Annotated in this window: 19 protein-coding genes; 1 reads left to right on the forward strand and 18 read right to left on the reverse strand. The window is 44.9% G+C overall.

Translation table 11 applies throughout. The features are described 5' to 3' along the window. Nucleotides 1-57 precede the first annotated feature (57 nt). From SD450_RS18005 to SD450_RS18090, 18 genes are all read right to left on the reverse strand, one after another. Nucleotides 58-1,050, reverse strand: a complete 993-nt coding sequence (locus SD450_RS18005; protein WP_318345771.1) for a UDP-glucuronic acid decarboxylase family protein — start codon at nt 1,048-1,050, stop codon at nt 58-60. 10 nt (nt 1,051-1,060) lie between these two features. Further along, nucleotides 1,061-1,354 (reverse strand): hypothetical protein, encoded by a 294-nt coding sequence (locus SD450_RS18010; protein ID WP_318345772.1) that lies wholly within the window; start codon nt 1,352-1,354, stop codon nt 1,061-1,063. An 18-nt stretch (nt 1,355-1,372) separates the two neighbouring features. Further along, nucleotides 1,373-2,170: a TIGR04290 family methyltransferase gene (locus SD450_RS18015; RefSeq protein WP_318345773.1), complete on the reverse strand. Its 798-nt coding sequence runs from the start codon at nt 2,168-2,170 to the stop codon at nt 1,373-1,375. A 3-nt stretch (nt 2,171-2,173) separates the two neighbouring features. Next, the gene (locus SD450_RS18020; protein WP_318345774.1) at nt 2,174-3,250 is read right to left on the reverse strand and encodes a CgeB family protein; all 1,077 of its coding nucleotides are present in this window, start codon (nt 3,248-3,250) and stop codon (nt 2,174-2,176) included. Between the two features lie 3 nt (nt 3,251-3,253). Then, nucleotides 3,254-4,381, reverse strand: coding sequence for a CgeB family protein (locus SD450_RS18025; RefSeq protein WP_318345775.1), 1,128 nt, complete (start codon nt 4,379-4,381; stop codon nt 3,254-3,256). A gap of 1 nt (nt 4,382) precedes the next feature. Further along, nucleotides 4,383-5,471 carry a CgeB family protein gene (locus tag SD450_RS18030; protein WP_318345776.1) on the reverse strand — a complete coding sequence of 363 codons (1,089 nt, stop codon included), beginning with the start codon at nt 5,469-5,471 and terminating at the stop codon, nt 4,383-4,385. Nucleotides 5,472-5,481: 10 nt separating this feature from the next. Continuing rightward, the gene (locus tag SD450_RS18035) at nt 5,482-6,561 is read right to left on the reverse strand and encodes a glycosyltransferase (protein WP_318345777.1); all 1,080 of its coding nucleotides are present in this window, start codon (nt 6,559-6,561) and stop codon (nt 5,482-5,484) included. Nucleotides 6,562-6,577: 16 nt separating this feature from the next. Continuing rightward, nucleotides 6,578-7,603: a Gfo/Idh/MocA family protein gene (locus tag SD450_RS18040; protein WP_318345778.1), complete on the reverse strand. Its 1,026-nt coding sequence runs from the start codon at nt 7,601-7,603 to the stop codon at nt 6,578-6,580. Nucleotides 7,604-7,611: 8 nt separating this feature from the next. After that, the gene (locus SD450_RS18045) at nt 7,612-8,625 is read right to left on the reverse strand and encodes an MDR/zinc-dependent alcohol dehydrogenase-like family protein (protein WP_318345779.1); all 1,014 of its coding nucleotides are present in this window, start codon (nt 8,623-8,625) and stop codon (nt 7,612-7,614) included. Continuing rightward, nucleotides 8,622-10,646 (reverse strand): NAD-dependent epimerase/dehydratase family protein, encoded by a 2,025-nt coding sequence (locus tag SD450_RS18050; RefSeq protein ID WP_318345780.1) that lies wholly within the window; start codon nt 10,644-10,646, stop codon nt 8,622-8,624. The genes SD450_RS18045 and SD450_RS18050 overlap by 4 nt, the downstream gene beginning before the upstream one ends. 10 nt (nt 10,647-10,656) lie before the next feature. Beyond that, a complete protein-coding gene (locus SD450_RS18055) occupies nt 10,657-10,839 on the reverse strand; it encodes a hypothetical protein (RefSeq protein ID WP_318345781.1) in 183 nt (60 codons plus the stop codon). Between the two features lie 25 nt (nt 10,840-10,864). Continuing rightward, the gene (locus SD450_RS18060; RefSeq protein WP_318345782.1) at nt 10,865-11,770 is read right to left on the reverse strand and encodes an NAD-dependent epimerase/dehydratase family protein; all 906 of its coding nucleotides are present in this window, start codon (nt 11,768-11,770) and stop codon (nt 10,865-10,867) included. A 24-nt stretch (nt 11,771-11,794) separates the two neighbouring features. Next, nucleotides 11,795-12,496 (reverse strand): SDR family oxidoreductase, encoded by a 702-nt coding sequence (locus SD450_RS18065; RefSeq protein WP_318345783.1) that lies wholly within the window; start codon nt 12,494-12,496, stop codon nt 11,795-11,797. Between the two features lie 301 nt (nt 12,497-12,797). Continuing rightward, the gene (locus tag SD450_RS18070) at nt 12,798-13,253 is read right to left on the reverse strand and encodes a response regulator (RefSeq protein ID WP_318345784.1); all 456 of its coding nucleotides are present in this window, start codon (nt 13,251-13,253) and stop codon (nt 12,798-12,800) included. A gap of 644 nt (nt 13,254-13,897) precedes the next feature. Next, the gene (locus tag SD450_RS18075) at nt 13,898-15,103 is read right to left on the reverse strand and encodes a GAF domain-containing sensor histidine kinase (protein WP_318345785.1); all 1,206 of its coding nucleotides are present in this window, start codon (nt 15,101-15,103) and stop codon (nt 13,898-13,900) included. Between the two features lie 88 nt (nt 15,104-15,191). Further along, nucleotides 15,192-15,572: a response regulator gene (locus tag SD450_RS18080; RefSeq protein WP_318345786.1), complete on the reverse strand. Its 381-nt coding sequence runs from the start codon at nt 15,570-15,572 to the stop codon at nt 15,192-15,194. Next, nucleotides 15,544-20,499 carry a PAS domain S-box protein gene (locus tag SD450_RS18085; protein WP_318345787.1) on the reverse strand — a complete coding sequence of 1,652 codons (4,956 nt, stop codon included), beginning with the start codon at nt 20,497-20,499 and terminating at the stop codon, nt 15,544-15,546. The genes SD450_RS18080 and SD450_RS18085 overlap by 29 nt, the downstream gene beginning before the upstream one ends. Before the next feature lie 723 nt (nt 20,500-21,222). Further along, on the reverse strand, nt 21,223-22,089 hold the full coding sequence (locus SD450_RS18090) for a diacylglycerol/lipid kinase family protein (protein WP_318345788.1): 867 nt from the start codon (nt 22,087-22,089) through the stop codon (nt 21,223-21,225). Nucleotides 22,090-22,132: 43 nt separating this feature from the next. On the opposite strand from SD450_RS18090, the gene SD450_RS18095 reads away from it, so the two are divergent. Next, a complete protein-coding gene (locus SD450_RS18095) occupies nt 22,133-23,110 on the forward strand; it encodes an App1 family protein (protein WP_318345789.1) in 978 nt (325 codons plus the stop codon). Nucleotides 23,111-23,408 lie beyond the last annotated feature (298 nt).

Genomic DNA, 23,408 nt, shown 5'->3' on the forward strand with positions numbered 1-23,408 from the left:
CCCACCAAGTACTTTATGTAGTTTATTGATATGTTTTATCTGTTTCACCATCTTACCTTATTTCTTGTTGTACAATGAAAAATCCCTAGGGGTTGTGGCGACCAATTCCATTTCAAGTTGTCTTTTAAAGTAATGGAATGTCTTTTTCAGGCCTACTTCCCGAGTAGTGGAAGGAAGCCAATCCAGTATGTTGACAGCCTTTGATATATCTGGTTTTCTTCTGACAGGATCGCCCTTCGACATGGGCTTTTTAATCACTTCGCACTTGAGGTTCGCAATGGCCGCTATTTCATGGGCCAATTGGGTTATGGTGATCTCTTCAGGATTCCCAATGTTCACCGGATAATTGTAATCACTCATCAATAACCTGTATATCCCCTCGACCAGATCATCTATGTAGCAGAATGATCGGGTCTGCTGACCATCCCCGAAAATGGTGAACCGTTCGTTCTTTAAGGCTTGCGCAATAAAAGTCGGGATCACCCTCCCATCATTGAGGCGCATTCGGGGGCCATAGGTGTTGAAAATGCGGACAATCCTCGTATCGACTCCATGGAACCTATTGTAAGCCATGGTTATGGATTCCAGAAAACGCTTTGCTTCGTCATAGACACCGCGCGGTCCCAATGTGTCCACATTGCCATGATATTCTTCGGTCTGGGGATGTACCAATGGGTCCCCATAGATTTCGGAAGTGGAGGCCACTAGGATCCTTGCATTTTTTTCCTTGGCCAAACCCAATAGGTTGTAAGTTCCAATGGAGCCCACTTTAAGTGTCTGTATCGGGATTTTGAGGTAATCTATGGGACTTGCGGGTGAAGCAAAATGTAAAATGTAATCCAGAGGTCCCTTTACATGGATAAATGTGGTGATGTCGTGGTTATAAAACTTGAAGCTGGGGAGTGGGAAGAGATGTTCAATATTCTTCAGACTACCGGTTATTAGATTATCCACCCCGATTACCTCATAATCCTTTCCAATGAGGTGGTCACATAAATGTGACCCTATGAAGCCTGCCGCTCCTGTGATCAATACGCGTTTCTTTTTCATGCTTTTTCATTTAGGTGTTCGGACCCTTTTCCAAGAACTTAAAAAAACGGCTCACACCGCCTGAAGATGTTTCCTCTTGGTATAGAAACTCAAGCTGGTTTTTATCAAATATTTCAAAGAAGTCGTTCCAGGAAATCTGTTCCAGGGCATCATCCTTTTTCTCCGAAAACTTGATTCTTAACAGCCCATCTTCCCCTTTCCGATTTTCCGTGTCTTTCACCACGGCGGGTACGCCATTCCTTTTTTCAGTCCATTTTTTGATGGTATTGTGGTTGGTGGTGGTATGTCCTTGCGATTTTTCCATTTTCTTAGATTTTAGGGATTAATGTTTCTCTGTTTTTTTCTTTACTTCCTTTTGCCATTTTTTCCCAATGGCAGATAGGTATTCCGAATGGTTCCACTCCGTCATGGCTACCGATGCCTTCCCGTTCTTTACCGCGATATAGGTTTCCTCTTCAGGCATTGCGGTTGTGGTAAACCCACAGCTTCGGAGCATGGCCCGGACCGCGGAATGGTTGGGTGCCCACCAATTGGTGGGATCTCCTGCCATGCTATGCTCAATGAACGATAGGGAGGGCCAATGGGGATGTTCCAGTATCTCCCGTTCATCAAGGCCAATGTCTTTTGGTGCATGGAACTTTTCACCCCCAGGGGCCATTAGGGTTTGTACCACCATCATTTTTCGTGTTTTCTGGGACAATATATCGAGAGCGAAGAGAGGATACCTTAAGTGATATAGTACCCCCATGAACCATATGAGGTCATACTGATCGTCGGTATGGGCCATATCATAAACCTGCATTTGTTTGAACTCAATCCTATCACTGACCTTGCACTGCTCGGCCACCCATTTGGCCTGCTTCAAATAATGGTCGTCCAAATCGATACCGACCACATGGGCCCCTCGTTTTGCCAACTCAACAGCATAATATCCAGCATTGCAGCCTACGTCCAACACTTTCCAACCCGTGAGATCTTCAGGGATGGAACCTTTTATCCTTTCCCATTTAAAAGAGGGAAAATCCCCAAGGAAATGGTTGGGTGCCGTTTGGTGTCCATCCGGTAAATGGATATTGTGGAACCAAGGCTTTAGTTGCTGTATCTGCTGTTCTGTAGTCATGGCTTATTGCATTTTGGAAGGTTGAAGTAGTTCGTCAAAATAGCTTTCCAGTTCTTTGGCCCTGGATCTGGCCGTATGATATTTTAGCACCTTGCGCCGGGCATTCATCCCGATTTTTTTTCGTTCTTCTTCACCAATGGTCTTAAAATGGTCCAAAACCTCCGAAGCTTTTTTTGCAATGAGGATTTCCTTGTCGATCTCGAACAATTCATCCAAACCTGACCAATAGTCCGAAATAATGGGTACGCCGCAGGCAGCCGCCTCGAACAAACGAACACTTGGTGAATGGCCCACTTTTTTCATGCTCTCCCTTGTCACATTGAGGGTGAATTTTTGGGCATTGTAAAACTCCCTGTGCTGGGTAGGGGGCAAATGCTCCATCCGTTCCACATTGGATGACCATTTGAAATCTTGCGGATACTGGGGTCCCACAACGGCAAATTTTCCTTCGGGATAATATGCGGCCGGTTTGTTCAACAGGGTATGGACCCACGGTTGCCTGTCTTGGCTGTATGTGCCCAAGTATCCCATTTGCCATTTGATCTCGTTGGGCTGGGGAAAGTATTTTTCCGGGTCAACGGAACAGAACAAGGCCCTGGCGCGGGGTGAATTGTAGCGCTTTTCAAGATAATCCAATACCCTTCCTCCCGAAAACGAGAGGTAGAGGTCATATCTTTCCACCAAATAAGGGTCGATGTACTCATAATCCCTTTTGGCCAATTTGGCCAGAGTCACTGGCGTGTCTATATCATAAAAGGCTTTTATCCCTTTGGCTTTTTCTATGACCCATCTTCCCACTTCATCTCCCTTGGACACATAGGATCCCACCATCACTACATCCGCATTGACCACTTCGGATTCATATTTTTCCATCAGATCCCAATAATCTTTATAGAGCCCCAGTTGACAGAAACTCGGTTGCGGCATGTCCCGGTTATTTGCATAGTAGGGAACATCCTTTTCGAGAAATAGAATGTCATGGCCCTGCGCATAAAGTTCGCCCAGCAGTGCCCGATAAGTGGTTGCATGTCCATTTCCCCAAGATGAAGTAATGGATAATCCTATGATGACAATGTCCATAACTTATTCGTTTACGGTTTGTTTTCTGTTCGCTGCCCAGTTTTCCGATATCACCGATTCCAATAACAGGGCCCTATGTTCGTACGTATGTTCCGCCATGACCTTCCTGTGGGCGGCCTCTCCAATCTCTCTTGCCCTTTCGGGGGTAAGCTCAGTAAGTATCCTCTCAACTGCCTCGCCATCCTCGGCCACTAGGATTTCTTTTTCTGGCTCGAAGAACGATTCTATGCCTTCCCAATGATCCGTGATAATGCAGGCGGCGGCTCCAGCAGCCTCAAAAACACGCGTGGCGGGAGAGAACCCATACTTTGCCATGCTTGCGCGGGCAATGTTCAACACTGCTGAGGGCGTGGAATTGAAAGCATTGTGGTCTTTTGTATAAATATGCCCGAGGTAGCTGATGTTTTTGGGCAAGGGTTTGCTTTCCCAACCACTTCCCCCCAGTAAAAATCTGAAACGTGGCAAATTGTGTGCGGGTTTTATAAAAAACTCCTCTACCCTTTCTTCCCGGTCGGGCAACCTGTTTCCCAAAAAGGCCAGGGTGCTTTCGAACAAGGGTTCGGATTTTACCCTATAATGGGTGCTGGTGTCCAGGGCATTGTATATGGGAACACATTGCCGGGCCCCCTTGTTCAGATAAGCGTCCACGACCGGTTGTCCACCTCCATAGGTGAGCACCAGATCATATTTTGGGATCAATTCCCTAAAGGGATCGCTCTTGTCCTTTTCTATATGGTCCAATGTGGCGGGCGCATCCACGTCCCAGAAAATGATGAGGTTATTGTTCTCCTTCATCAAGCTGATTTCCTTTTCGAGGAAATCATCAAAGATGCCAACACCACTGGTCTTGATGATAACATTCGCCCAACGGTGTACATTGGCGAGCAAGGTTCTTAAGTTCACTTTATCCGCGGGATACACTACCACCTTGCACCAGTCGGGTTCCTCTATGTCCCTATGCTCCTGGCGGTCCAGGATATCGGGTTCATAGAACGTAACATTATGGCCCATTTTGTGCAGGGCCTTGACTATTCCCCGATAGTAGGTTGCAGCACCATTCCAATAGGCGGAGAGGATGCTGGACCCAAAAATGGCAATGTTCAATTTGTTGTGATCACTGTGTTTGTTCATCTCAGTTGATTTTATTTATTATTTCTTCCAACTCATCCACTCTATGGGCACAGGTATGCTTTGCCAAGATGGTTTTTCTTCCGTTTTGTGAAAGACTTTGGGAAAGCTGGGGACTTTTCAGAACTTCGGCTATCATATACCCCATGGAATTGCCATCTTTCGCCATGAGATAATCCTTTCCTTGAGTGAACAAGTGTTCTGCATCGTTCCATGGGGAGCAAATCAATGGGATGCCACAAGAAAGGGCCTCAAAAGGTCGGATAGTTGGGATTCCTGGCAGCTTTTCCACATAAGGTCGACGCGGTACGTGCACGGTCACCTTATACTTTGCAAAAACTTCGGGAACCCTGTAATTGGGGAGCCACCCCCCATACTCAATATTTGCTTCACGGAGTATTTTTTGGGCTTCTTCGGGATAACGTACACCATAGACCTTGGCTTTGATCCCCAAATCTTTTATAGGCTGCACCAAGAATTCCATCAGCTCCAGGGTACGCTCACCATCACCCCAATTTCCTATCCAGACCAGATCACCTTCTTTTGTTTCATCCCTGTTGGGTTTGAACAATTCCGCATCGGCCGCTTCATGCCAGGTCCAAACGTTCTTCACCCATTGTCTGTCCTCGTAGATCTTTTTGATGGCCTCCCCAAAGACCAAGGCTCCGTCATAGTTGTCCAAATTGTACCGCTGCATGGCTTCCTCATCCGTTACCGAACGATGGTGTGTATCATGGAACAAGAGCTTAAACCCATACTTTTCCTTTTCCTGACCTATTTTGGCAACCAGTTCAGGTGGGTTCCATTCATGGACGATGACCAAATCGGCATCACGTAGAATGGCGTCTTTTATGAAATTTCTGCCGGAGGGATAAAACTGGGGATCCAATGAGCGGTAGTACCACTTGAATTCCTCCATTTTCCCCCTGCCATGGTCCTTGACCATATTGGTAAGGCTCCAGTTATCTTCCGCTTCATAGGTCTCTACCTCATGCCCCCTTTTGGCCAGCTCCTTTACAATACCTCTTATGAAATGGGCATTACCATGGTTCCAGTCAGAATAAAATGAATGATAGAACATAACTATTTTCATAATGTAGGGTTTAACAGGTTAGCTGGTATTCTTTGGTTGACAAGAGGTGTTGGTACATCTCCATGTACTGCTTCCCCATTTTTTGGGCATTGTATGTTTTTGCCCTCATTTTGGAAGCTTCGGAGAGTCGCTTTCTATAATTTGGATTCTGGATCAGCATATGGAGCGCCCTTTTTATTTGGGTCGCATCGGTAGGGTCAAAGTACATCGCACTCTCTCCCCAAAGTTCACGTAAGGTGCCAATATTGCTCAAGGCCAAGGCACAACCCGCATTTGCCGCTTCGAGTACGGCCAATCCGAACGGTTCATATTTGGCAGGGCTGAGATAGATGCTTGCCCGTTGCATCCACTCGGAGAGTTCATTGGAGGGGAGTTTTCCCAAAAGGAATACATTTTCCAAATGTGTCTTTCTGCCTTTGACGGGATCTATATGATCCCCTGCCACATAGATTGGCCAAGGTATCTCTTGGGAGAGATTGGACAGAATTTGCAGGTTTTTGGCCTCGTCCCAAATTCTTCCTGTGCAAAGGATGAAGGGTTCTTTTTCTTTCTTTCCCGTAAAAGCTATGTTCCGGGCATTGTTGATCACAGTTGTTTTCGGGGCAAGGTGGTGTACCTGCCTGATTTGCTCCAAGAAACTTCCAGTGGGACTGATGATCATGTTCGAGTTATTCAAGGCAGTTTTGACCAATTGCTTGTATGTGTTCCAGGAAGAAGGCGCCGTTTTTCCCTTGACGGCCTGCCACCAGGTATGCACACAAGAATGATACGTGGTCACCACAGGGCAATTTTGGGGGTTCTCGATTTTCATGAAGTTGTTCAAATGGACAATGTCCGGTTGTACAGTGTGGTATATGGTCATGATCCATTTTTGGGCATTTTTGACATCTTCCCAAGAGTTTTCCATCCATTCCAGTTTATAGGCACTTTTATATAAGGTCACCGTTTCAATATTGGAAACTTCATTTTCCATGGTTTCTGAGGGCCAGCCTCCCATGGATACCAGATGGACTTGCACCCCATACTGTCCCAATTCCCGGCACAGTTCCAAGGAATAGTTCCATACACCGCCCACGGTATCGGTTGTCATTACTATTTTTAGACTTTTATCTTCCATAGATCATGTCAATTATTTGGGCCACCTTCACATATTCTTCAGCAGATTTGTGATCATAACCGTTTCCTGATTGTACCGATTCCGCCCATGCGGTTGCGGCACGACCGCCCCATTCATCAGGAGGGGTTACCAGTACTTCCGCTTGCGTACCGGTATATTTTTCTGCTATGAAATCATAGAATGATCCTTGGATATTCTTGAAGGAGGCACTGGCTTGTGTGCCATAAAACGTTGCTTCGATAACGGCATCTTTTCCAGCGGAAACATTCCAGGAACACTGTAGGTTGATAAGGGTGCCGTGTTCCGAAGTCATGGATACATGGGCAAAATCCTCTACTTGATTTTCTCCGGACGGGAATTTTTCCCCTTGGTAAAAAAGATGGCTTTGTAGGTTTTCAATTTTGGGGAAACCAAGAACCCACATTGCAAGGTCGATCAAATGGATGCCCAAATCCATGACACAGCCGCCGCCCGACTTATTGCGATCATAGAACCAGGTTTTGTCCGGCCCATATGCATTATGAAATACCAGGTTCACGTTGTAAATATTCCCAAGCTCCTTGTTTTGGATCAAGCGGTGTATGGTTTGAAGCGCTTCTGTATAGCGATAGGAAAAATCCACGGTCAATAGTTTATTTGCCTCCAAAGAGGCGGCAATTATTTTTTTCACTTCCGAGGCTGTTCTTCCCAAGGGTTTTTGACAGAACACGGCCTTGCCCGACTGGAGTGCCTCTATACTTTGCTGGGCATGCATGGCACTCGGTGTGGCGATGACTATTCCATCCAGTTCTTTATTCTGGAACATTTCGGCGGAAGAGGTCGATATCGTGGCATCTTTACAGTGTACCAGGGCCTGCTCCACATTTTCTGGTATGGGCTCCCGGATCATGGTAGCCTCTGAAGCGGTGTTGTTCAACAATGCTTTCATCCGGTTCCTACCGATCCATCCCAGTCCGAGAAAACCTAGGGAAAGTGGTTTTTGTTCCGATTTTATTTGCGTAGGTGGCATCATCATTGAAAAAATTAGCTGTTCATTATCAAAGCCTTGACAAAACCCTTCGGTCTTTGTACAAGATATTCGTACGCCTTTTCCGTTTCTTCCAGTGAAAAGGTGTGGGTAATGAGCGGGAAAGGGTCCAAAGCCCCTGTTTGGATGGCACCAATGGCCTTTTTGATCCCCTGGATATATCGTTCGGGATTGCGCTCATGGGCATTAATCATATCGATTCCGCGCCAGTTCAGTGTTTGCAGGTCTATGTTCCGCATCCCATCTTGATGGAATCCCGCCACCACCAATTTTCCGTTGTAACCGGTGAGTTGTATGGCCAGGTTGAGGGGCCATTCCTTGCCAGTGCATTCGATGACCCGCTGGCAAAGCTCCCCATCCGTCAGCTCCTTTATCTTTTCTATGACCTGATAATGGTCGTCCATCTTCACAAGATGGTCAGCTTCGCATGAGCGTGCCATCTGTAATGAAAATTCCCTTTGGGAAACGGCGACCACTGTGGCTCCCGAGGATTTTGCCAGTTGTATGAGCATCAACCCCAAAAACCCGCAACCGACAATGGCCACCGTATCTCCTTTCCGAATATCGCTCCGCTCAAAAATGTTCATGGCGCAACCGAGGGGCTCTCCTGGAAAGGGTTTGTCATCCAAAAAGTCAGGAAGGGTCACCAACATGTTCTGATGGGCAATATCGTGTGTTGCATGGGCATTGTACATGAGGCCTGTAACCCTTTGCCTTAGATATAGCCCATCTACATTTCTGCCCACAGCATCAATGATTCCCCAACCCTCATGGCCAGGCTCACCAGCGGCCCGTGGATAGTTGAACCAATCCCTACCTTCCCAAAGGGGCACATTGGAGGCACATACGCCTGAACCCTCCAATTTCACCCTTACTTCTTCATCCCCAGGTTCGGGCAGGTCGGAAACATGCAGCGCCATTTTTCCAGGGGCTTCCATGGTAGTTGCTTTATAAACATTGGTTTCGGAAGGCAGTGGGGGCATGGTTTGAGGGGTATTGCTGATTCTCATAGGGCGACGGCTTTAGGGGATTTTGCTGTTTTGACTTCACTGTTCCTGTATTGATGCAGCCATAACAATAGGGCCTGCAATCCCTGCTCTACAGAAAATCGGGGGGACCAACCTGTGGCCTTTTGGAATTTTGTAGTATCGGACACATAATAGTATTGATCTCCAGTTCTCCAATCCAAAAAGGAGAATTCAGCTTTTTTAGCGGTCATTTCCTGTGCAAGGGACAGAATTTCCCGTAAGCTCACGCTGTTCCCAGGTCCCCCTCCAATATTATAGACCTCGCCCTGTAATGCTTCCACATTTTTGAGGGCAAGCAGGAATGCATCGGTAAGGTCATCTACAAAAAGAATGTCCCGCACCTGTTTCCCGTCACCATATATGGAAATGGGCTTCCCTTCCAGGATACTCTTGAAAAAATGGGCCACCCACCCCTGATCTTCCGTTCCGAACTGATGTGGACCATATATACAGCTCATCCTAAAGACAATTGTTTTCAACCCATAGGTCCGTGCATAGTCCAGGATGTATTGGTCGGCCGCTCCTTTGGAACAACCGTAGGGGCTATGGAAGTCCAGAGGCATGTTCTCATGTATTCCGTATCTTGATATGTCCTCGTCAACGGGGGTATATCGCATGGATGTGGGGGCCATTTCCAGATTTTCCAGATTTCCATAGACTTTATTGGTGGAGGTGAACAGTAAAGGGGGCTTGTGGGAAGAATTTCGTATCGCCTCCAGCAGATGGAAGGTCCCTGTCAAATTTATATGGAAGTCCTCTCGTGGATTTTCAGTTGATTGTGTAACGGCTACTTGGGCAGATAAATGGATTATTGCACTTGCGTTTTCCACACATTTTTGTAGGAGCCTTTTTTCCCGGATATCCGCTATTTGTACAATAAGGGAATCCCCGAACCGGTTCTTCAACCATTTTAGGTTTCGTTCCACTCCCGGCCGAAAGAGGTTATCGTACACCATCACCCTTTCTCCTTCTTCCAGCAATCTTGCCGTAAGGTTGGTACCCACGAATCCTGCACCACCGGTTACCAAAATATAGGGTTCGAGTGTTTGTGGTTCGTATTCTTTGGTGATGTAAGAGTGGGTGTCTATATTTTCCACTCCTTCTTGTTCCAGCAAACGGTACAATAGCTTTTTGGAACCGTCCACTTTTTTCAACCCAAAATAATATTCCCTTTCGTCCAGGTGAAAGCCCCCTACAGTAGGATGTTGGTTCGCCAAGTCATAGAGGCTGTACCAATAGACCCTATCCACCTTTGTCCGAAGAACCTTTTTGAATTCCTCATATTGCTTTACCTCGTCGTGTTGCCATGTGGAAAAGCCGACTTCCGAAATCCAGAGTTCCTTTTTCAGCTTAAAACGTCGCAATACTTCGCGTACCTGTTTTATGTTGATTTCCCAACCATCCCATTGCTGGTCGAACACATAAGGGAACCCATGTATCCCAATGGCATCTATATTGCCCAGGGTCCCCTGCTCGGCCATCATGTGCAACCAATTCGGGTCGATGGGGCTCATCCCTCCAAGCAGTGTCTTTTTCCCCTTTTTCTTGGCCCAAAAGGCGGCCATGTCTATCATCTTGGAAAATTTGTTCCATGAGTAGTCAAGGGTAAAATCATATTCTATTTTATTGTTCGGTTCATTCCATAGTTCCACCCATTCAAAATGGTCACCATATTCTGAGATCATGATGTCTATGAAATCGGCATACCCCTTCAAATATTTGGGAGGGGATGAGGTTTTTGGAAGTTCCCCCAAGGAGGGTGGGGTATAGAGAAAACAGGGAAGGATTTCAAGTTCCTTGCCCAATTCCGAAAACAACCAATCAAACCACTCCTTGGCCCCCTGGGTGTGCCAGTCTGCCCAGGAAATTCCCGTCCTGATGTGAGAGATACCCAATGTTTTTAAATCTTCAACAGTACTTTTCACCTCCTTGTACTCTCCTGGCCTGAACCATTCCAAAATTCCTACGATGGGTGTATGGTTTTTGTTGTCTTTTGTTCTCATGGTATTCATATTATAGGGTTAATCCTCGGGCGGCGAGTTCTCCACTGGCCTTTTGGACATTGTCAATAGCAATTTGGGTTTTGAGCCATTCAGCCAACTCGACCAAACCGTCCTCCAAAGCTATTTGGGGCTCATATCCCAATATTTTTTGGGCCTTGGAAATATCTGCAAAACAATTTCTGATGTCTCCCACCCGATATTTTCCAGTGATAGTTGGTTCAATGTCCTTTTTTTAGGACTTGGGCAAGTTTTTGGGCGATAAGGGAAATGGTGTATTGTTTTCCACTCCCAATATTGAAAACTTCACCATTGGCCCCAGGGGTTTCCATTGCCAAACGGCACGCACGGACAACATCCTTGACATGGACGAAGTCTCTTTGTTGTCCACCATCCTCAAAGATCAACGGAGGGTTGTTGTTGAGCAGCCGTGAAGCAAAAATGGCCAACACCCCCGTATATGGGTTGGATAGAGCCTGGCGGGTACCATAGACATTAAAAAATCGTAGAGCGGTCGTGGGAATGCCATATGCCTCCCCTGTGATCAGGCACAATCGCTCCTGGTCATATTTGGAGAGGGCATAGATGGATGAAAGATTGGGCCTTTTTTCTTCTGGGGTGGGCACAGCTTCCAACAATTCTCCATTTGCAAACATTTCCCATTCCTGTTCTTTGAGGGAGCCGAATTTTCGGCGGCTATCCATTTTGTATGAACCTTCGGCATTTTTGTAGAGACCTTCTCCATAGATGCTCATACTGGATGCCACGATCAATTTTTCCACGGGATGGGCTATCAGGGCCTCCAGTAATGTCGCAGTGCCCATATTGTTCACTTCGGTATAGTCCCGGATCTTATACATGCTTTGTCCCACACCCACCATTGCCGCGAGGTGAAAGACCACATCAATGCCCTCCAATGCTCGTGGAAGGATCTCTTTGTCCCTGACATCACCTATGAGGAATTCCGCTTCTGGATTGAGGTAGGTCGGTTTCGTTGTTTCGGTCCCATGGACTTGTTCCGACAAATTATCGAGGATTCTCACCCGATAGCCCTGATTGATGAGTTCATCTGCCAGATGTGACCCTATAAAACCGGCCCCTCCCGTAATAAGTATTTTTTTTCCCATAATCTTATTCTTGTTTTGTGTGTGTTAAAATGATTGTCCCATGGGACGCGTTACTATTTTGTTGATACAGGTCCCGTCTCTTTTATGGATACAGTAAAAAACATCTTCTGCTATTTCTTCAGCGGAGATGGCACCCATTGCCATTTCCTGGACGGAAGCATGGCCCCCTATACAATTGGAGAAAAAGTTGGTGTTGGTAATTCCCGGGCTTATGGTCGTCACCTTGATCAGCGGTAGGCTCTCCAAGCGTAAAGTTTCGGCGATCACCTCCAGGGCTGTCTTGGTCGCCGCATAGATTCCTCCGTAGGCAAAGGGCTGACCGGCGGATACAGATGACAGGAAAACGACATTGCCTGATTTTCTCTCTATCATATCAGGGACAAATGTTCTTGCAAAATGCAAGGGCCCCATGAGATTGGTGTCGATGACCTCCCGCCAAGCAATGGGGTCACCTTCCGTGAGCTTTCCTTTGATTCCCTGGCCAGCAGCGATTACCATGGTATCGGGAGGCCCAAAATTTTCTTTTATCCACCTGTGCAATTCCCTAACCTCTTCCAACTTACCCACATCGGCCTTTCTGAAGTGAACATTGGGGGCCTTTTCCTTTACTTCTTGCTTATCGGTTATGATCACGGTATAATGTGCTTCTGCACATTTTTTTGCAATCGCCTTTCCAATGCCACTGGCTCCTCCAACTATCAGTATAATGTTGTCATACTTTTCCATAATTTCGAAATGGGTGTTCAGCAAGTATGGGATGATTTCTTGCCGATTGTGATTAACTGAGCCACTAAGCTATTGGAAGTACCTGATGCAGACGGTTGCTTTCACACAAAAAATTGTCTCTAACACAAAATGGCCCAGGCTCTACCCCTTCCCCCAATCCGCACTTATGTGCTCATTTTGGAAAGACCTTTATATTGAACCATTCACTATGCGAATTGGGCAATGGCAGTTTTAGCAGAACAACAAAGCAGAGGGTTGCACTGAAGAAGGTTTGGCTATCATTACATTTAGGGTTGAACTTTTAGATTTCAATATTGATGACCGCATAACCGCCAAGGGGATTGCGGCTCAATGACTCCATAGTTGCATCGAGAGACGCCACCAATGAATCGAAGCAGCCAGGTTTGCGCAGATATCTATTGGCGCCAATGCCAAACAACCGTTCCACTCTGTCCATATCGAACTCTGTGGAATAAATGACGATGGGGACAAATCTGAAGGTCTGATTTTTCCGAAGTTCCGAAAGGCACTCTTCCCCATTCATGATGGGCATGTATAGATCCAGAAAAATGGCATCCGGTCGCTTACCTTCAATTTTCAGCGCATTGAAGAGCTTTTCACCACTGTCAAAAATTGAAAGATCAATCGGTCTATTGATTTCTGAGAGCGCATCAGCGAAAATCTCTTGGTCTTCTTTGTCATCATCCACCAAAAATATGGTAAAGGTATTTCTATCAACATCATTCTTTTTTTCCATTTCATGAGTAGTTATTTGTTCTAAGGGACACTTCCCTTGTTTGGATTGTGTCCATGGGGTATTGCCAATCACCAAGGTTTCCCCAAAAAATTGCCATCACTTTTATTGGTACCTAGTAGTTGCCATCTGAAATCGTTAGCTGATTTTAAACCGGCAATGGTTTTTGAAAATGTATCGTGATTGATTGTTGTCATACCTCAATATCAATCTTAGCCAAACAATAATTTGACCTGATTGGGTATAATCGTAACTCGAAACATCCCTTGACCAAAAATCAGATGGGACGGGATGGCAGAAAAGGAAGTGCAACCATTGGGAAGGATGTCCAAACAAAATAGATGAATAGTTGGGAAAAGCATTATGGTCGAAAAGAAGCCAATCGGTGAAAAACATATGTCAATAGGGATGACCACGGCCAAAAAGTTCGAAAAAATGGAAAGTCATGCGAACCAACATGAGCTACCAACGGAAACCTTGAACGATTTCACATCGTCCAATTTTAACAAAGATGGTTCAAGTTCTACTTACATTTGGCCTCAGGGAATCCATACGGACCTGATCAAGTTGGTCATCGCACATTTACAGTTTCCTTCGGATATTGAACATCTCTTAATAATATCATTGAACTGCCGTTGCCATCTTCCCTACAGCAGTTTTATTTTGAAACTCCCCTGTATCGGTATTGCTATTCTGACAGTTGTTCCCTTGTTCTCTTCCGATTGGATGTTCAGCGTTCCCTTGATGCTGTCCACCATTTCACTGACAAGTTGAAGCCCCAGACCATATCCTTTCTCATTGTTGGTTCCGAGTTCACTAACCAAACTTGCCTTCCTCAAATTTTGAAGCTTTTCTTTGGGAATCCCCAAACCGTTGTCCTTCACTTCGATCAGTAGGAATAGGTTATTTTCAGTGTCAATGATATCAAGGTTGACGGCTATTGTCCCTTTTGGGGCCGTAAACTTGATGGCATTGGCGATAATGTTGCCCGAAATGGGAAGAAGTTTTCTTCTGGGGAACCTGTGATGGTTTTGTGCTGGGTTGAAAACCACTCCAAGATCAATCTGTTTGTTCAGGGCGGGTAAGGCATATAGATCTTCCAGATGTTCTTTGAGCTCCGAGAGGGTAAGATTATTTTCTTCAGCCTGTTCTTTACGTTTTTCCAAGATATCATCGGTCAAATCCAATAACTTGGATGCTGCGTTTTTTATCATTTCCAAGTACATACCAAACTCACCCTGTTCGAGCGTTTCATTTTCGGCACTTAATGCCAGGGACAGGATACCTCCAACGGGACCCCTGACGTCATGGGCCATTTGATTGCGTTGGATGATCGCCTTGTTCAATCCCTCTTGCAGTGAATCCAAATTTCTTTTATTTTCCAGCTTCTTTACGATTTCGTCCGCAACAAGCCGCAACAATTTTTTCTTTTCCTCTGATATGTTCTTTTCTTCATGGTCGATGACACAAAGTGCTCCAATACGCTCCCCCGTCTCCACCTCCAGCGGAATTCCCAAATAATATTTGAATCCATCATCCCTCACATAGGGTTTGTCCTTGAATCGAACATCTTTGTCAAGGTGTTGGATTTCCATTGGACTTTCGGATTGTATGGTATATTGGCAAATGGAATCTTCCCGGTCCATTTCATACAATTTGTAACAATACGACGATACCGTCCATTGCGAATGGTTATCGATCAAATTGATAAGGGATATGTTGGTGCCTGCAATATGAGCCGCCAATTCGACCAAACCTTGGAACTCCTTTTGAATATTTTTATAATCAAGATCAAACTCGTTCAATTTTTTGATCCGAACATATTCGGCATTGTTTCGTTCCTCTTCTTCCATTGTATTGATATTTGGATTAACCTAAAAAGATGAAAAAAATTGACTGTTTTTTATAACACGCCATGTGGCAAACGTTTACCTATATCAGCTATCCAAACAAGGATTTGATGTCTTCGATTGACAAGGGTTTTTTATGATACCCTTTAACCTCTGTAAGGCCCTTGGCCCTTTGGATATCACTTTCATCCGTGGAAGAAGAAACAATGTAAATGGATATGTTTTCCATCTTGATGGTTTCTATTCGTGTAAGGGCTTCTATAAACTCCCACCCGTTCAGTCTGGGCATGTTGATGTCAAGCAAAATTTGGTAATGGGTGTCCTCCATATAGTGTGCACAGAGAAAGTCCAATGCTTCCTTCCCATCAACAAATGATTGAATGGCCAGATTTGCATTCACTTTTTCTATCAATTTTGTGGAGACCCAGTTAAAAATTGGGTCGTCATCCACCAGCAATCCCATTTTTTTCATGTTTTATTGTTTTTATTTCCATCGAACGTGTCTCGGCTACAATCTTTTGAACAATTTTGTCCAGTTCTTCCCCCGATAGTTTGATCTGTTCCAGCAAAAAGGGCATATCCTTGGAATCATCGGGTTCTACATCCAAAAGGTTGATGATTCCCATAAGGCGCGACAATGGGGCCCGCACCACGTGTGATTGTGTCCACGCAATGTCCCGTAGTTTTTTGTTCTGGGCCTCTATGGTGGATATGTACTCCTGCTTTTCGGTAATATCGCTTGCCAGTACCAACCGTACCGTTCTGCCCTCATATTCAATATCGTTGCTATAAATCTCCACACAAATGGTCTCACCCGATTTTAACGCATGGAAAAATACACCGGCATAACTGTCCCGATTTTTTCTTTGGCGTTCTTTTATACTTTTCTCAAGAAACTCCATATGGGCTTTTGGCCTGATGTCCTTTATGGTCATCGCCTTGAACTCATCCAAAGTGTAGTCATATTTGGTGATGGCCGCATTGTTGACATTCAAAAAACGTAATGTTTGCGGGTCATAGATCCACATCGGTTGCGGGCTGAAATCGAAAAGATCCTGATAGATCCTTTTACTTTTGTTCAGTTCTCCGTAGGAGTGTTCCAGTTCCTTGTTGGTCATGGAAGTTTCTATTGCAGTGGAAAGGTTGTTCGTTATGGTCTTCAAGAAGGAAATATCCTCATGGCTCCAATCCCGTTCATTCTGGCAGTCGCCAAAACCGATGAAACCCCAGAATGATTTGTTCACAAAAATGGGAAGCACTACAATGGATTGGATGCCTTGCTCAAGAAAGAGCCTTTTGGTCTCAGAATCCTCCATCTCACTGACGATGGCCACAAATTGCTTTTTATTGGCCAAAGGCCCTAAAAAATCCTGGATGTCCGAAAAAGGGATACCTTGGAGTTTTGGATTATTGATCTGCGGAGGCACTTTCCCACTGCTCCACTCCAACCGTTGGTTGGTTTCCCAATCTCCCGTTTTTTCATTGAGTATATTTTCGAAACAGTAAACGCGGTCCACTTGTATGCACTCCCCTACTTTTGCAAACACCTTTTCGATTACTTTGGACCAGTCGCCATAATTGAGCAGTTCCGTGTTCATTTCGGCAATGATGTCCAACTGTTCTGTCTTGCGTTGGATTTTTTCATCGGCTTTTTTTCTTTGGGAAATGTCCCTAAAAAACACACTGATGCCTTCTTCGGATGGATAGGCGTTTACTTCCAACCAAAGTCCATAGTAATCCTCAAAAGAGATGGGCTTCTTCGTCTCCAACACCTTGCTATAGTTGGTATATGAAGGTAAATCCATTGCATCTGGAAATACCTCCCAAAGGTTTTTGCCAATCAGGTCTTCCCTTTTCACCCCGATCAAGCGCTCGGCGGTCTTGTTCCAATAGGTCACGGTGAAGTCCTCTCTCATGGCAAAAAAAGCATCCCCTATGCTCTCCAAAATCATATTTTTTTCCTGATAGGCAGATTCCAGTGCCACCACCGCCTTCTTTCTTTCGTCTATATTTTTGAAATAGACCGAAATGCCGCCGTTGGAAGGATAGGTATTGATCTCGTACCAAGATCCATTTCCTGGGTAGAGGTATTCAAATGACTCTGCCCTGCCCTTGTTGGCCACTCTTTTGAATACGGTTTCCAGCTTGCTTCCCACGGCTGGGGGAAACAGTTCCCAAAGATTTTTCCCCAGTACTTCCTCACTTCTCTTACGAAGTAAATTTTCAGCTTCCTTATTGAAGAAGGTGAGGTTCCAATGTTTGTCAACAGCATAGAACGCATCCGAAATACTGCCGAGAATTTCCTGTAGCAGTAAGTGGGTTGTCTTCATCGAATGGATGTCTTGGATGCTTCCATATATTTTGGTACACACGCCATCGGCACGTTCACTTTTTCCGATGATACGTACCCACTTTTCTTTTCCCGAACCGGTCTCTAGCAATACCTCCTTATCGTACTCCGTGCCTTTTTCAATGAGCTCTTCGACCCCTTTTTCCACTATGGGCCTGCTTGCAGGGGTATAAAATTCAAGACCACCGCTCAAAGAAGCATCATAGTCTTCGTCCACTTCTATTATTTTTCGGACCATGGGTGACCAGTACATGGCATCGCTACCCGGTTCTGAAAGCATATCCATTTCCCAACTGCCAATTTTGGAGAGTTCCGAAGTCTCTTCCAACAGGTTCATTAATTTGACCTCATCCGTGATGTCAAACACCATCGAATTGAAGAGAATGGTGCCGTCGGACAATTTATAGGGTGTTCCATAGCCTTCGTGCCAACGGACCAAACCATTGGGAAGGACATACCGCCAACGACTATGCCATTGTGTGAGTGTTTCAAGGGATTTTTGGATGTCCTTCATCAAGGCTTCATAATCCCCTCCCTTTTTGACTTGGTCCCAGATCAGATGTGAGTTTTCTTCACACTGTTCAGGAGTGAGGTTATATATTTCAACGGCTTTTTGGCTAACGGAACTCATTTTGTCGGTCCCATCCGGATAAAGGTAATATTGGAAGGTAACCCCAGGAAGGTCGTTTGAAATGGCCAAGAGCCTGTGTTCGGCTTCTTTCACTTGGGTTATGTCCTGGAAGCTTCCATACAGCCGGGTACATTTCCCGTTGACCGTTTCTGCCTGACCCACGGCCCTGACCCATTTTTCGTTGCCCTTGGCGGAGATAAAAGCGGCTTCGTACGCAAAAGCATCTCCTTTCTCCATGGCCAAACTTATGATGTTTTTAACTCTTTCCCTGTGGTCTTCCCTGTAGAAATCAATGGCATGTTCCAACTCGGGCACATAGTTTTCGGGGTCCATCTCATAGATTTGGTGCACCCCTTCGGACCATGTCAATTTTCCATTGATCATATCAATCTCCCAACCCCCAATTTTGGCCAACCGCGAAGCATCGGAAACCACTTCCTGCAATTTTTTGGCCTTGGTGATATCCTTGGCAGTGGCATAGACCATACCTTCATCCATGACAATCTTACAGTGCCAACTGAGCCATACAAGATTGCCCGTTTTGGCTATGTAGCGGTTTTCAATTTCGAAGGTATCCTGACCATCCCTTATTTTTTGGATGAGTTTGGTCGAAACCTCCTTGTCCTCATCGAGAATGAACTCGTAGAATGAATGGCCCACGATCTCAGCTTCGTCGTATCCCAATAGTTCACACCCGGCCCTATTGATTTTGAGGAAATTTCCCTTGAAATCCAACAAGCATATAAGGTCGGGCAGAGTCTCGAACAAATAGGCCAAGTCTTCCTCCAGACGTTTACGGTTGATTTCCGATCCCAAATAATCTTCCAATTTGGAAAGAACGGGATAATGGACCTTGAACTGCTTCTCTGTTTCTGGGGTGCCAACCGCCAATACCCCGACTATCTTACCTTGATGCTTTAAAGGAATGCCCAACACGGATTTTATACCCGATCGTTGCGCAGCTTTTTTTCTGAGAAAGAGGTTGTTTTCGTCGATGTTGCCCCATAGCACAGACTGCTCCGTTTTCCACACCGTACCTGGAAGACCTTCGCCCAGGTTCACTTGCCGAAAATCCTTGGAGTGTTCGTAGAACTTCTCACCCGCTTCATCTTTCCCGAACATCGCCGCAAAACGAAGACAATCTTTGTGGGTACTGGGCAGCCAAACCTCACAAAAAGGGAAGTCCCCGTAAGCGGTGACCAATTTGCATACCTGCTCCAGGGAACTGACAAGGCTTATCTTTTCCTTAAAAGAGGTGCTGATCTTTGCCAGAAAATCCTTTTCCAATTGGGCATTGATTTTGGCTGAAACATCCCGTTGAATAGCGATATAATGTGAAACTTCACCGTTGATATCCTTTACAGGTGAAGCAGCGATATTGATCCAGTAGGGCGTTCCATTTTTGCGGTAATTGGTAATGATCACCTCACTGGGTTCCCCTTTGGTCAAGGTCATGTAAAAGCGTTCCAATTCATCTTTGTCGGTCTTTGGGCCTCTTAGGATATCTGGTGTTTGGCCTATGATCTCTTCAGGTCTATATCCCGTCATTTGGGTAAAGGAACGGTTCACATACACTATTTTTGGACCATCTCCTTCCAAAGGACCTGCATCGGTGATCATGACCGCGTCATTGGCATGGGTCACCACGCTTTCCAGCAATTTCAACTGTTGTTCTTCCTCCCTTTGTTCGGAAATGTCCTGAACGGTGCCCTCAACTGAGATGGGTTCCCCTTCGGCATTCCTGTTCAATCTTCCCTGCTCCCGAACCCATCGGATGCCGCCATCGGGAAGGAGAATGCGATGCATAAAATCCATTTCTGCCTGCCCTGACAGTGCCGATTCCTGTTCCAGCACAAAAAGTTCCCTATCCTCTGGGTGTATGCTATGGTAAAAGGCTTCAAAGGTTACTTTAAATTCGTTTTTGTCCCTTCCCCAAATTTCATAGACCTTGTCCGTCCAACTCAATGAACCTGAATGGATGTCAAACTTCCAATACCCCAGTTTGGCAATTTCCGAAGCAGTTTCCAATCTTTTTTCGGACTGCTGCAAGGCCATGTATTGTTTTTCCTTCTGGGTAACATCCAGACCTGCGGCCACAATACATTTTCTGTTCTGAAAATCCACCTTACGCCCTACAATTTCCACCCGAATATGTTCTCCATTTTTTTTCTTGTGGGTAAATGTGCCAAAAGTGATGTTTTCCGTTTCCGAGTTGGGATTTTCCAAGCAGCACCCCATTACCGGAACCTCACTTTGGGCGACAAGGTCATTCAAAGAAAGGGAAAGAAACTCCTTCCTACTGTATCCATATAGACTTATCGCTGCATCGTTTGCATCCAGAATTTCCAAAGTCGAAATGTCATGGATCCAGTTGGGTACGGGATTGTGGTAAAAGAGGTTGTCGTAGTCGTTCATCATTGGGGCGATTGGACGTAGTAACAAGAATTGAAAAAAATGAATGGACAAAAAACCGATCGTTTGATAAACCACTCATTGATCCAATTTAGTTTTGTAGGTTTTTTCTACTAAATGTATGGTGAATAACCATCACATACTAACGTAACGCTAAATTTCGCGATTTATGTCCTTTTTATTTATAAAAGCCCCAATTCCTTATTTTTATGATGTGAGCGTTCCCCATTGCCCTTGTTCCTCTTGGATTTTAAACTCTTTTTTCCCTTCCCTGGAGTACCATACTCCCATGTTGAACCTCAGAAGATGGATAAAAGGAAAAGTCTTTGTTTCACCAAAAATCAATGCTGTAGTTCTGGTTTTACCATACTTACTTTTTGCGCTTCTTGAACTTTACGTTTTGCTTTTCCCTACTTGGGAGGAATGATGGTTCATGAGGAACAAGTATAAAGCTTCGCAAAAAAATCAACAGGTATATTCAAAAAATGGTTCACGTAACTGCACATTTTTCAACCCATACAAATTGGTCAAGAACCTATTGAAACCAAACCTTCATTAATGATGGCACTTCCACCCTTTTTACATGTAAAAGGATGAAGGTAGTCCTGGACAGTGGGATTAAGCTACTTTCAAGATTCACGCCATTTCAGGGCATCCCTCCTCAATCTATATCCTCATGACCCACACTATCTTCATCATTTCTTTTGGCTTAATGGATAACCAGTAGTTCTAGGCTCCAACGGCCACATGTATCCCTTTGGGTATAATGGTCACTTCGAGGTCTTGAAGCGAACTATGGTACTCGCCATCTATCTGAAAACTGACGGGCGTCTCACTTTGCACCTGTGCATGTTCGGTCTGTATGATTTCCACAAAGTCGGTCGTCATTTCCGCCTTGCCCCGCAATGCATTGATAATTTGAACTACATCAAACTTTTTAAAAATGAGGATCTCGAACTTACCGTCATCTATTTTCCCCTGCGGATTCACCAAGGCCCCCGTTCCGTACTTTCTACTATTGGCAAAGGCCACCATGATGGCTCTTCTACGATATTCCCCACCATTGCATTTAATAAGGAAGTTATAGGGCAAGTCCGTCTCCAAAAGGGTAGGAATGCTTTTGAGGACATAGCCAAAATAGCCCCGAACGGCACCATTGGAATACTTCTGGATCAGTTCCGCGTTGATGCCCACATCGCTTATATGCAACCCAAGGATGTTGTTTAAGCTTAGTACGTCAATGGCCTTACAGTTTGCGCCCATGGCCACGCTAAGTGCCTCATCCGGAGTCGCCGGAAGACCAAGGTCTGTGGCAAACCCGTTGGCCGAACCTGCTGGAATGATCCCAATGGTAATGGATGTATGCTGAACTGCCTTGATGATGGTTTTAATGGTACCGTCGCCCCCTATGGCCAAAATCCTGTCAATTTTGTTGTTCTCCACTTCTTCGTTGATGCGTATATCATCACCCTCGCCTTTGGTCTCCAATTCATAAATTTGATGGTCCCCTTTTAGGGTGTTCCGTACCATTTGAAGAATGTCGGTTTTATCCACTCCTCCCGAAACCGGATTCACCACAATCAAAACTTTTTCCATTTCAGTTACATATAAATTGAGAATTACCTACTTTACTTGGCCTATGTCAACAAAAGAGTACATCAAGATCAAGTCCTACCGCGGATATGCCAACGAACAGGAAATAATCATTGAGGGACATGTTTTTAGGAAAAAATCCCCAGATGATTTCCTGTTGAACAATAGGACCATTCGCCATGCCATTAACGTGATCCGATTGTTCACCATCAAAACTATTGAAAATGCTTCGGTCAGATTGCATGTATCAGGAAAGGAATTTAGCACAAAAACACTCAAAGATGGTTACTTCAGGTTCTCCATTCCCTTTTTGGAAACTCTAAGCCCAGGTTGGCATCCTTTTACCTTGATCGCGGACCATGACAACCGCCACGCCCAAACAGAGGGTGAATTTGTAAAGCCGCACCCTGGCGAATATGGTTTGATCTCTGATATTGACGATACTTTTTTGGTCTCCTATTCCGGAAATCCATTTAAAAAAATCTATGTGATCCTTACCCGGAACATCAGTAAAAGAACTGTTTTTGATGATGTTGTGGAACATTATCGGCTATTGAGCCGTGCGGGAAGAACAACAAAAGATGGACAGAATACCTTTTTTTATGTTTCGAGCAGTGAATGGAACCTGTTCAACCTGATCCATGAGTTTACCACGCTGCATAAATTTCCGAAGGCTGTCATCAAATTGAAAAAAATAAAACAAGGGTTAGGGGATTTTCTCTTTACGGGAGCAGGCAGCCATGACCATAAATTTCAAAAAATCAAGCATCTTTTGGAATTCTACCCCGAGCTAAAGTTCATCCTATTGGGCGATGACAGCCAAAGGGACCCATTTATCTATAGGGACATCGTGAAAACCTTTCCTGAAAACGTTGTGGCGATATATATTCGGCAGACCACTCTGGGTAAGAAACCTGAGGTGGAAGTATGCCTACAGGATGTCGAATCCATGAATACAGAATATTGTTATTTTGATTCCAGTTCCAAGGCAATTGCCCACTCAAGGGAAATAGGTCTGATTTAAAGGTAACATAAAATAGTATCGCCAAGCATTATCATTGAGAAATAATGTATATCGCTTTTGATGTTCACATCTCCATGGTTATTCCATCAATTACAATCTCAATTCCCTTTACCTTTAAAATTGATATAAACTTTAACACGCCGTTCACATGGTGTGTGGCATATTCCTATTTGCTTTACGGGCCACTACCTGTCAAAAGGCCGGCAGATAGTTCTCCTTGGAACGGCTTTATGTATCCTATGATAGGAGCAACTTTTTTAGGATAATTTTTTTCTATTGGATTCGATTTTTAGAATAC

This window comes from Flagellimonas baculiformis (assembly GCF_033441575.1).
In the GTDB taxonomy this organism is placed as follows: domain Bacteria; phylum Bacteroidota; class Bacteroidia; order Flavobacteriales; family Flavobacteriaceae; genus Flagellimonas; species Flagellimonas baculiformis.

Excerpts from the sequence above, each read along its gene's own strand:
- SD450_RS18005 (WP_318345771.1), bottom strand. The coding sequence starts at position 1,050 with ATGAAAAAGAAACGCGTATTGATCACAGGAGCGGCAGGCTTCATAGGG.
- SD450_RS18010 (WP_318345772.1), bottom strand. The coding sequence starts at position 1,354 with ATGGAAAAATCGCAAGGACATACCACCACCAACCACAATACCATCAAA.
- SD450_RS18015 (WP_318345773.1), bottom strand. The coding sequence starts at position 2,170 with ATGACTACAGAACAGCAGATACAGCAACTAAAGCCTTGGTTCCACAAT.
- SD450_RS18020 (WP_318345774.1), bottom strand. The coding sequence starts at position 3,250 with ATGGACATTGTCATCATAGGATTATCCATTACTTCATCTTGGGGAAAT.
- SD450_RS18025 (WP_318345775.1), bottom strand. The coding sequence starts at position 4,381 with ATGAACAAACACAGTGATCACAACAAATTGAACATTGCCATTTTTGGG.
- SD450_RS18030 (WP_318345776.1), bottom strand. The coding sequence starts at position 5,471 with ATGAAAATAGTTATGTTCTATCATTCATTTTATTCTGACTGGAACCAT.
- SD450_RS18035 (WP_318345777.1), bottom strand. The coding sequence starts at position 6,561 with ATGACAACCGATACCGTGGGCGGTGTATGGAACTATTCCTTGGAACTG.
- SD450_RS18040 (WP_318345778.1), bottom strand. The coding sequence starts at position 7,603 with ATGATGATGCCACCTACGCAAATAAAATCGGAACAAAAACCACTTTCC.
- SD450_RS18045 (WP_318345779.1), bottom strand. The coding sequence starts at position 8,625 with ATGAGAATCAGCAATACCCCTCAAACCATGCCCCCACTGCCTTCCGAA.
- SD450_RS18050 (WP_318345780.1), bottom strand. The coding sequence starts at position 10,646 with ATGAGAACAAAAGACAACAAAAACCATACACCCATCGTAGGAATTTTG.
- SD450_RS18060 (WP_318345782.1), bottom strand. The coding sequence starts at position 11,770 with ATGGGAAAAAAAATACTTATTACGGGAGGGGCCGGTTTTATAGGGTCA.
- SD450_RS18065 (WP_318345783.1), bottom strand. The coding sequence starts at position 12,496 with ATGGAAAAGTATGACAACATTATACTGATAGTTGGAGGAGCCAGTGGC.
- SD450_RS18070 (WP_318345784.1), bottom strand. The coding sequence starts at position 13,253 with ATGGAAAAAAAGAATGATGTTGATAGAAATACCTTTACCATATTTTTG.
- SD450_RS18075 (WP_318345785.1), bottom strand. The coding sequence starts at position 15,103 with ATGGAAGAAGAGGAACGAAACAATGCCGAATATGTTCGGATCAAAAAA.
- SD450_RS18080 (WP_318345786.1), bottom strand. The coding sequence starts at position 15,572 with ATGAAAAAAATGGGATTGCTGGTGGATGACGACCCAATTTTTAACTGG.
- SD450_RS18085 (WP_318345787.1), bottom strand. The coding sequence starts at position 20,499 with ATGATGAACGACTACGACAACCTCTTTTACCACAATCCCGTACCCAAC.
- SD450_RS18090 (WP_318345788.1), bottom strand. The coding sequence starts at position 22,089 with ATGGAAAAAGTTTTGATTGTGGTGAATCCGGTTTCGGGAGGAGTGGAT.
- SD450_RS18095 (WP_318345789.1), top strand. The coding sequence starts at position 22,133 with ATGTCAACAAAAGAGTACATCAAGATCAAGTCCTACCGCGGATATGCC.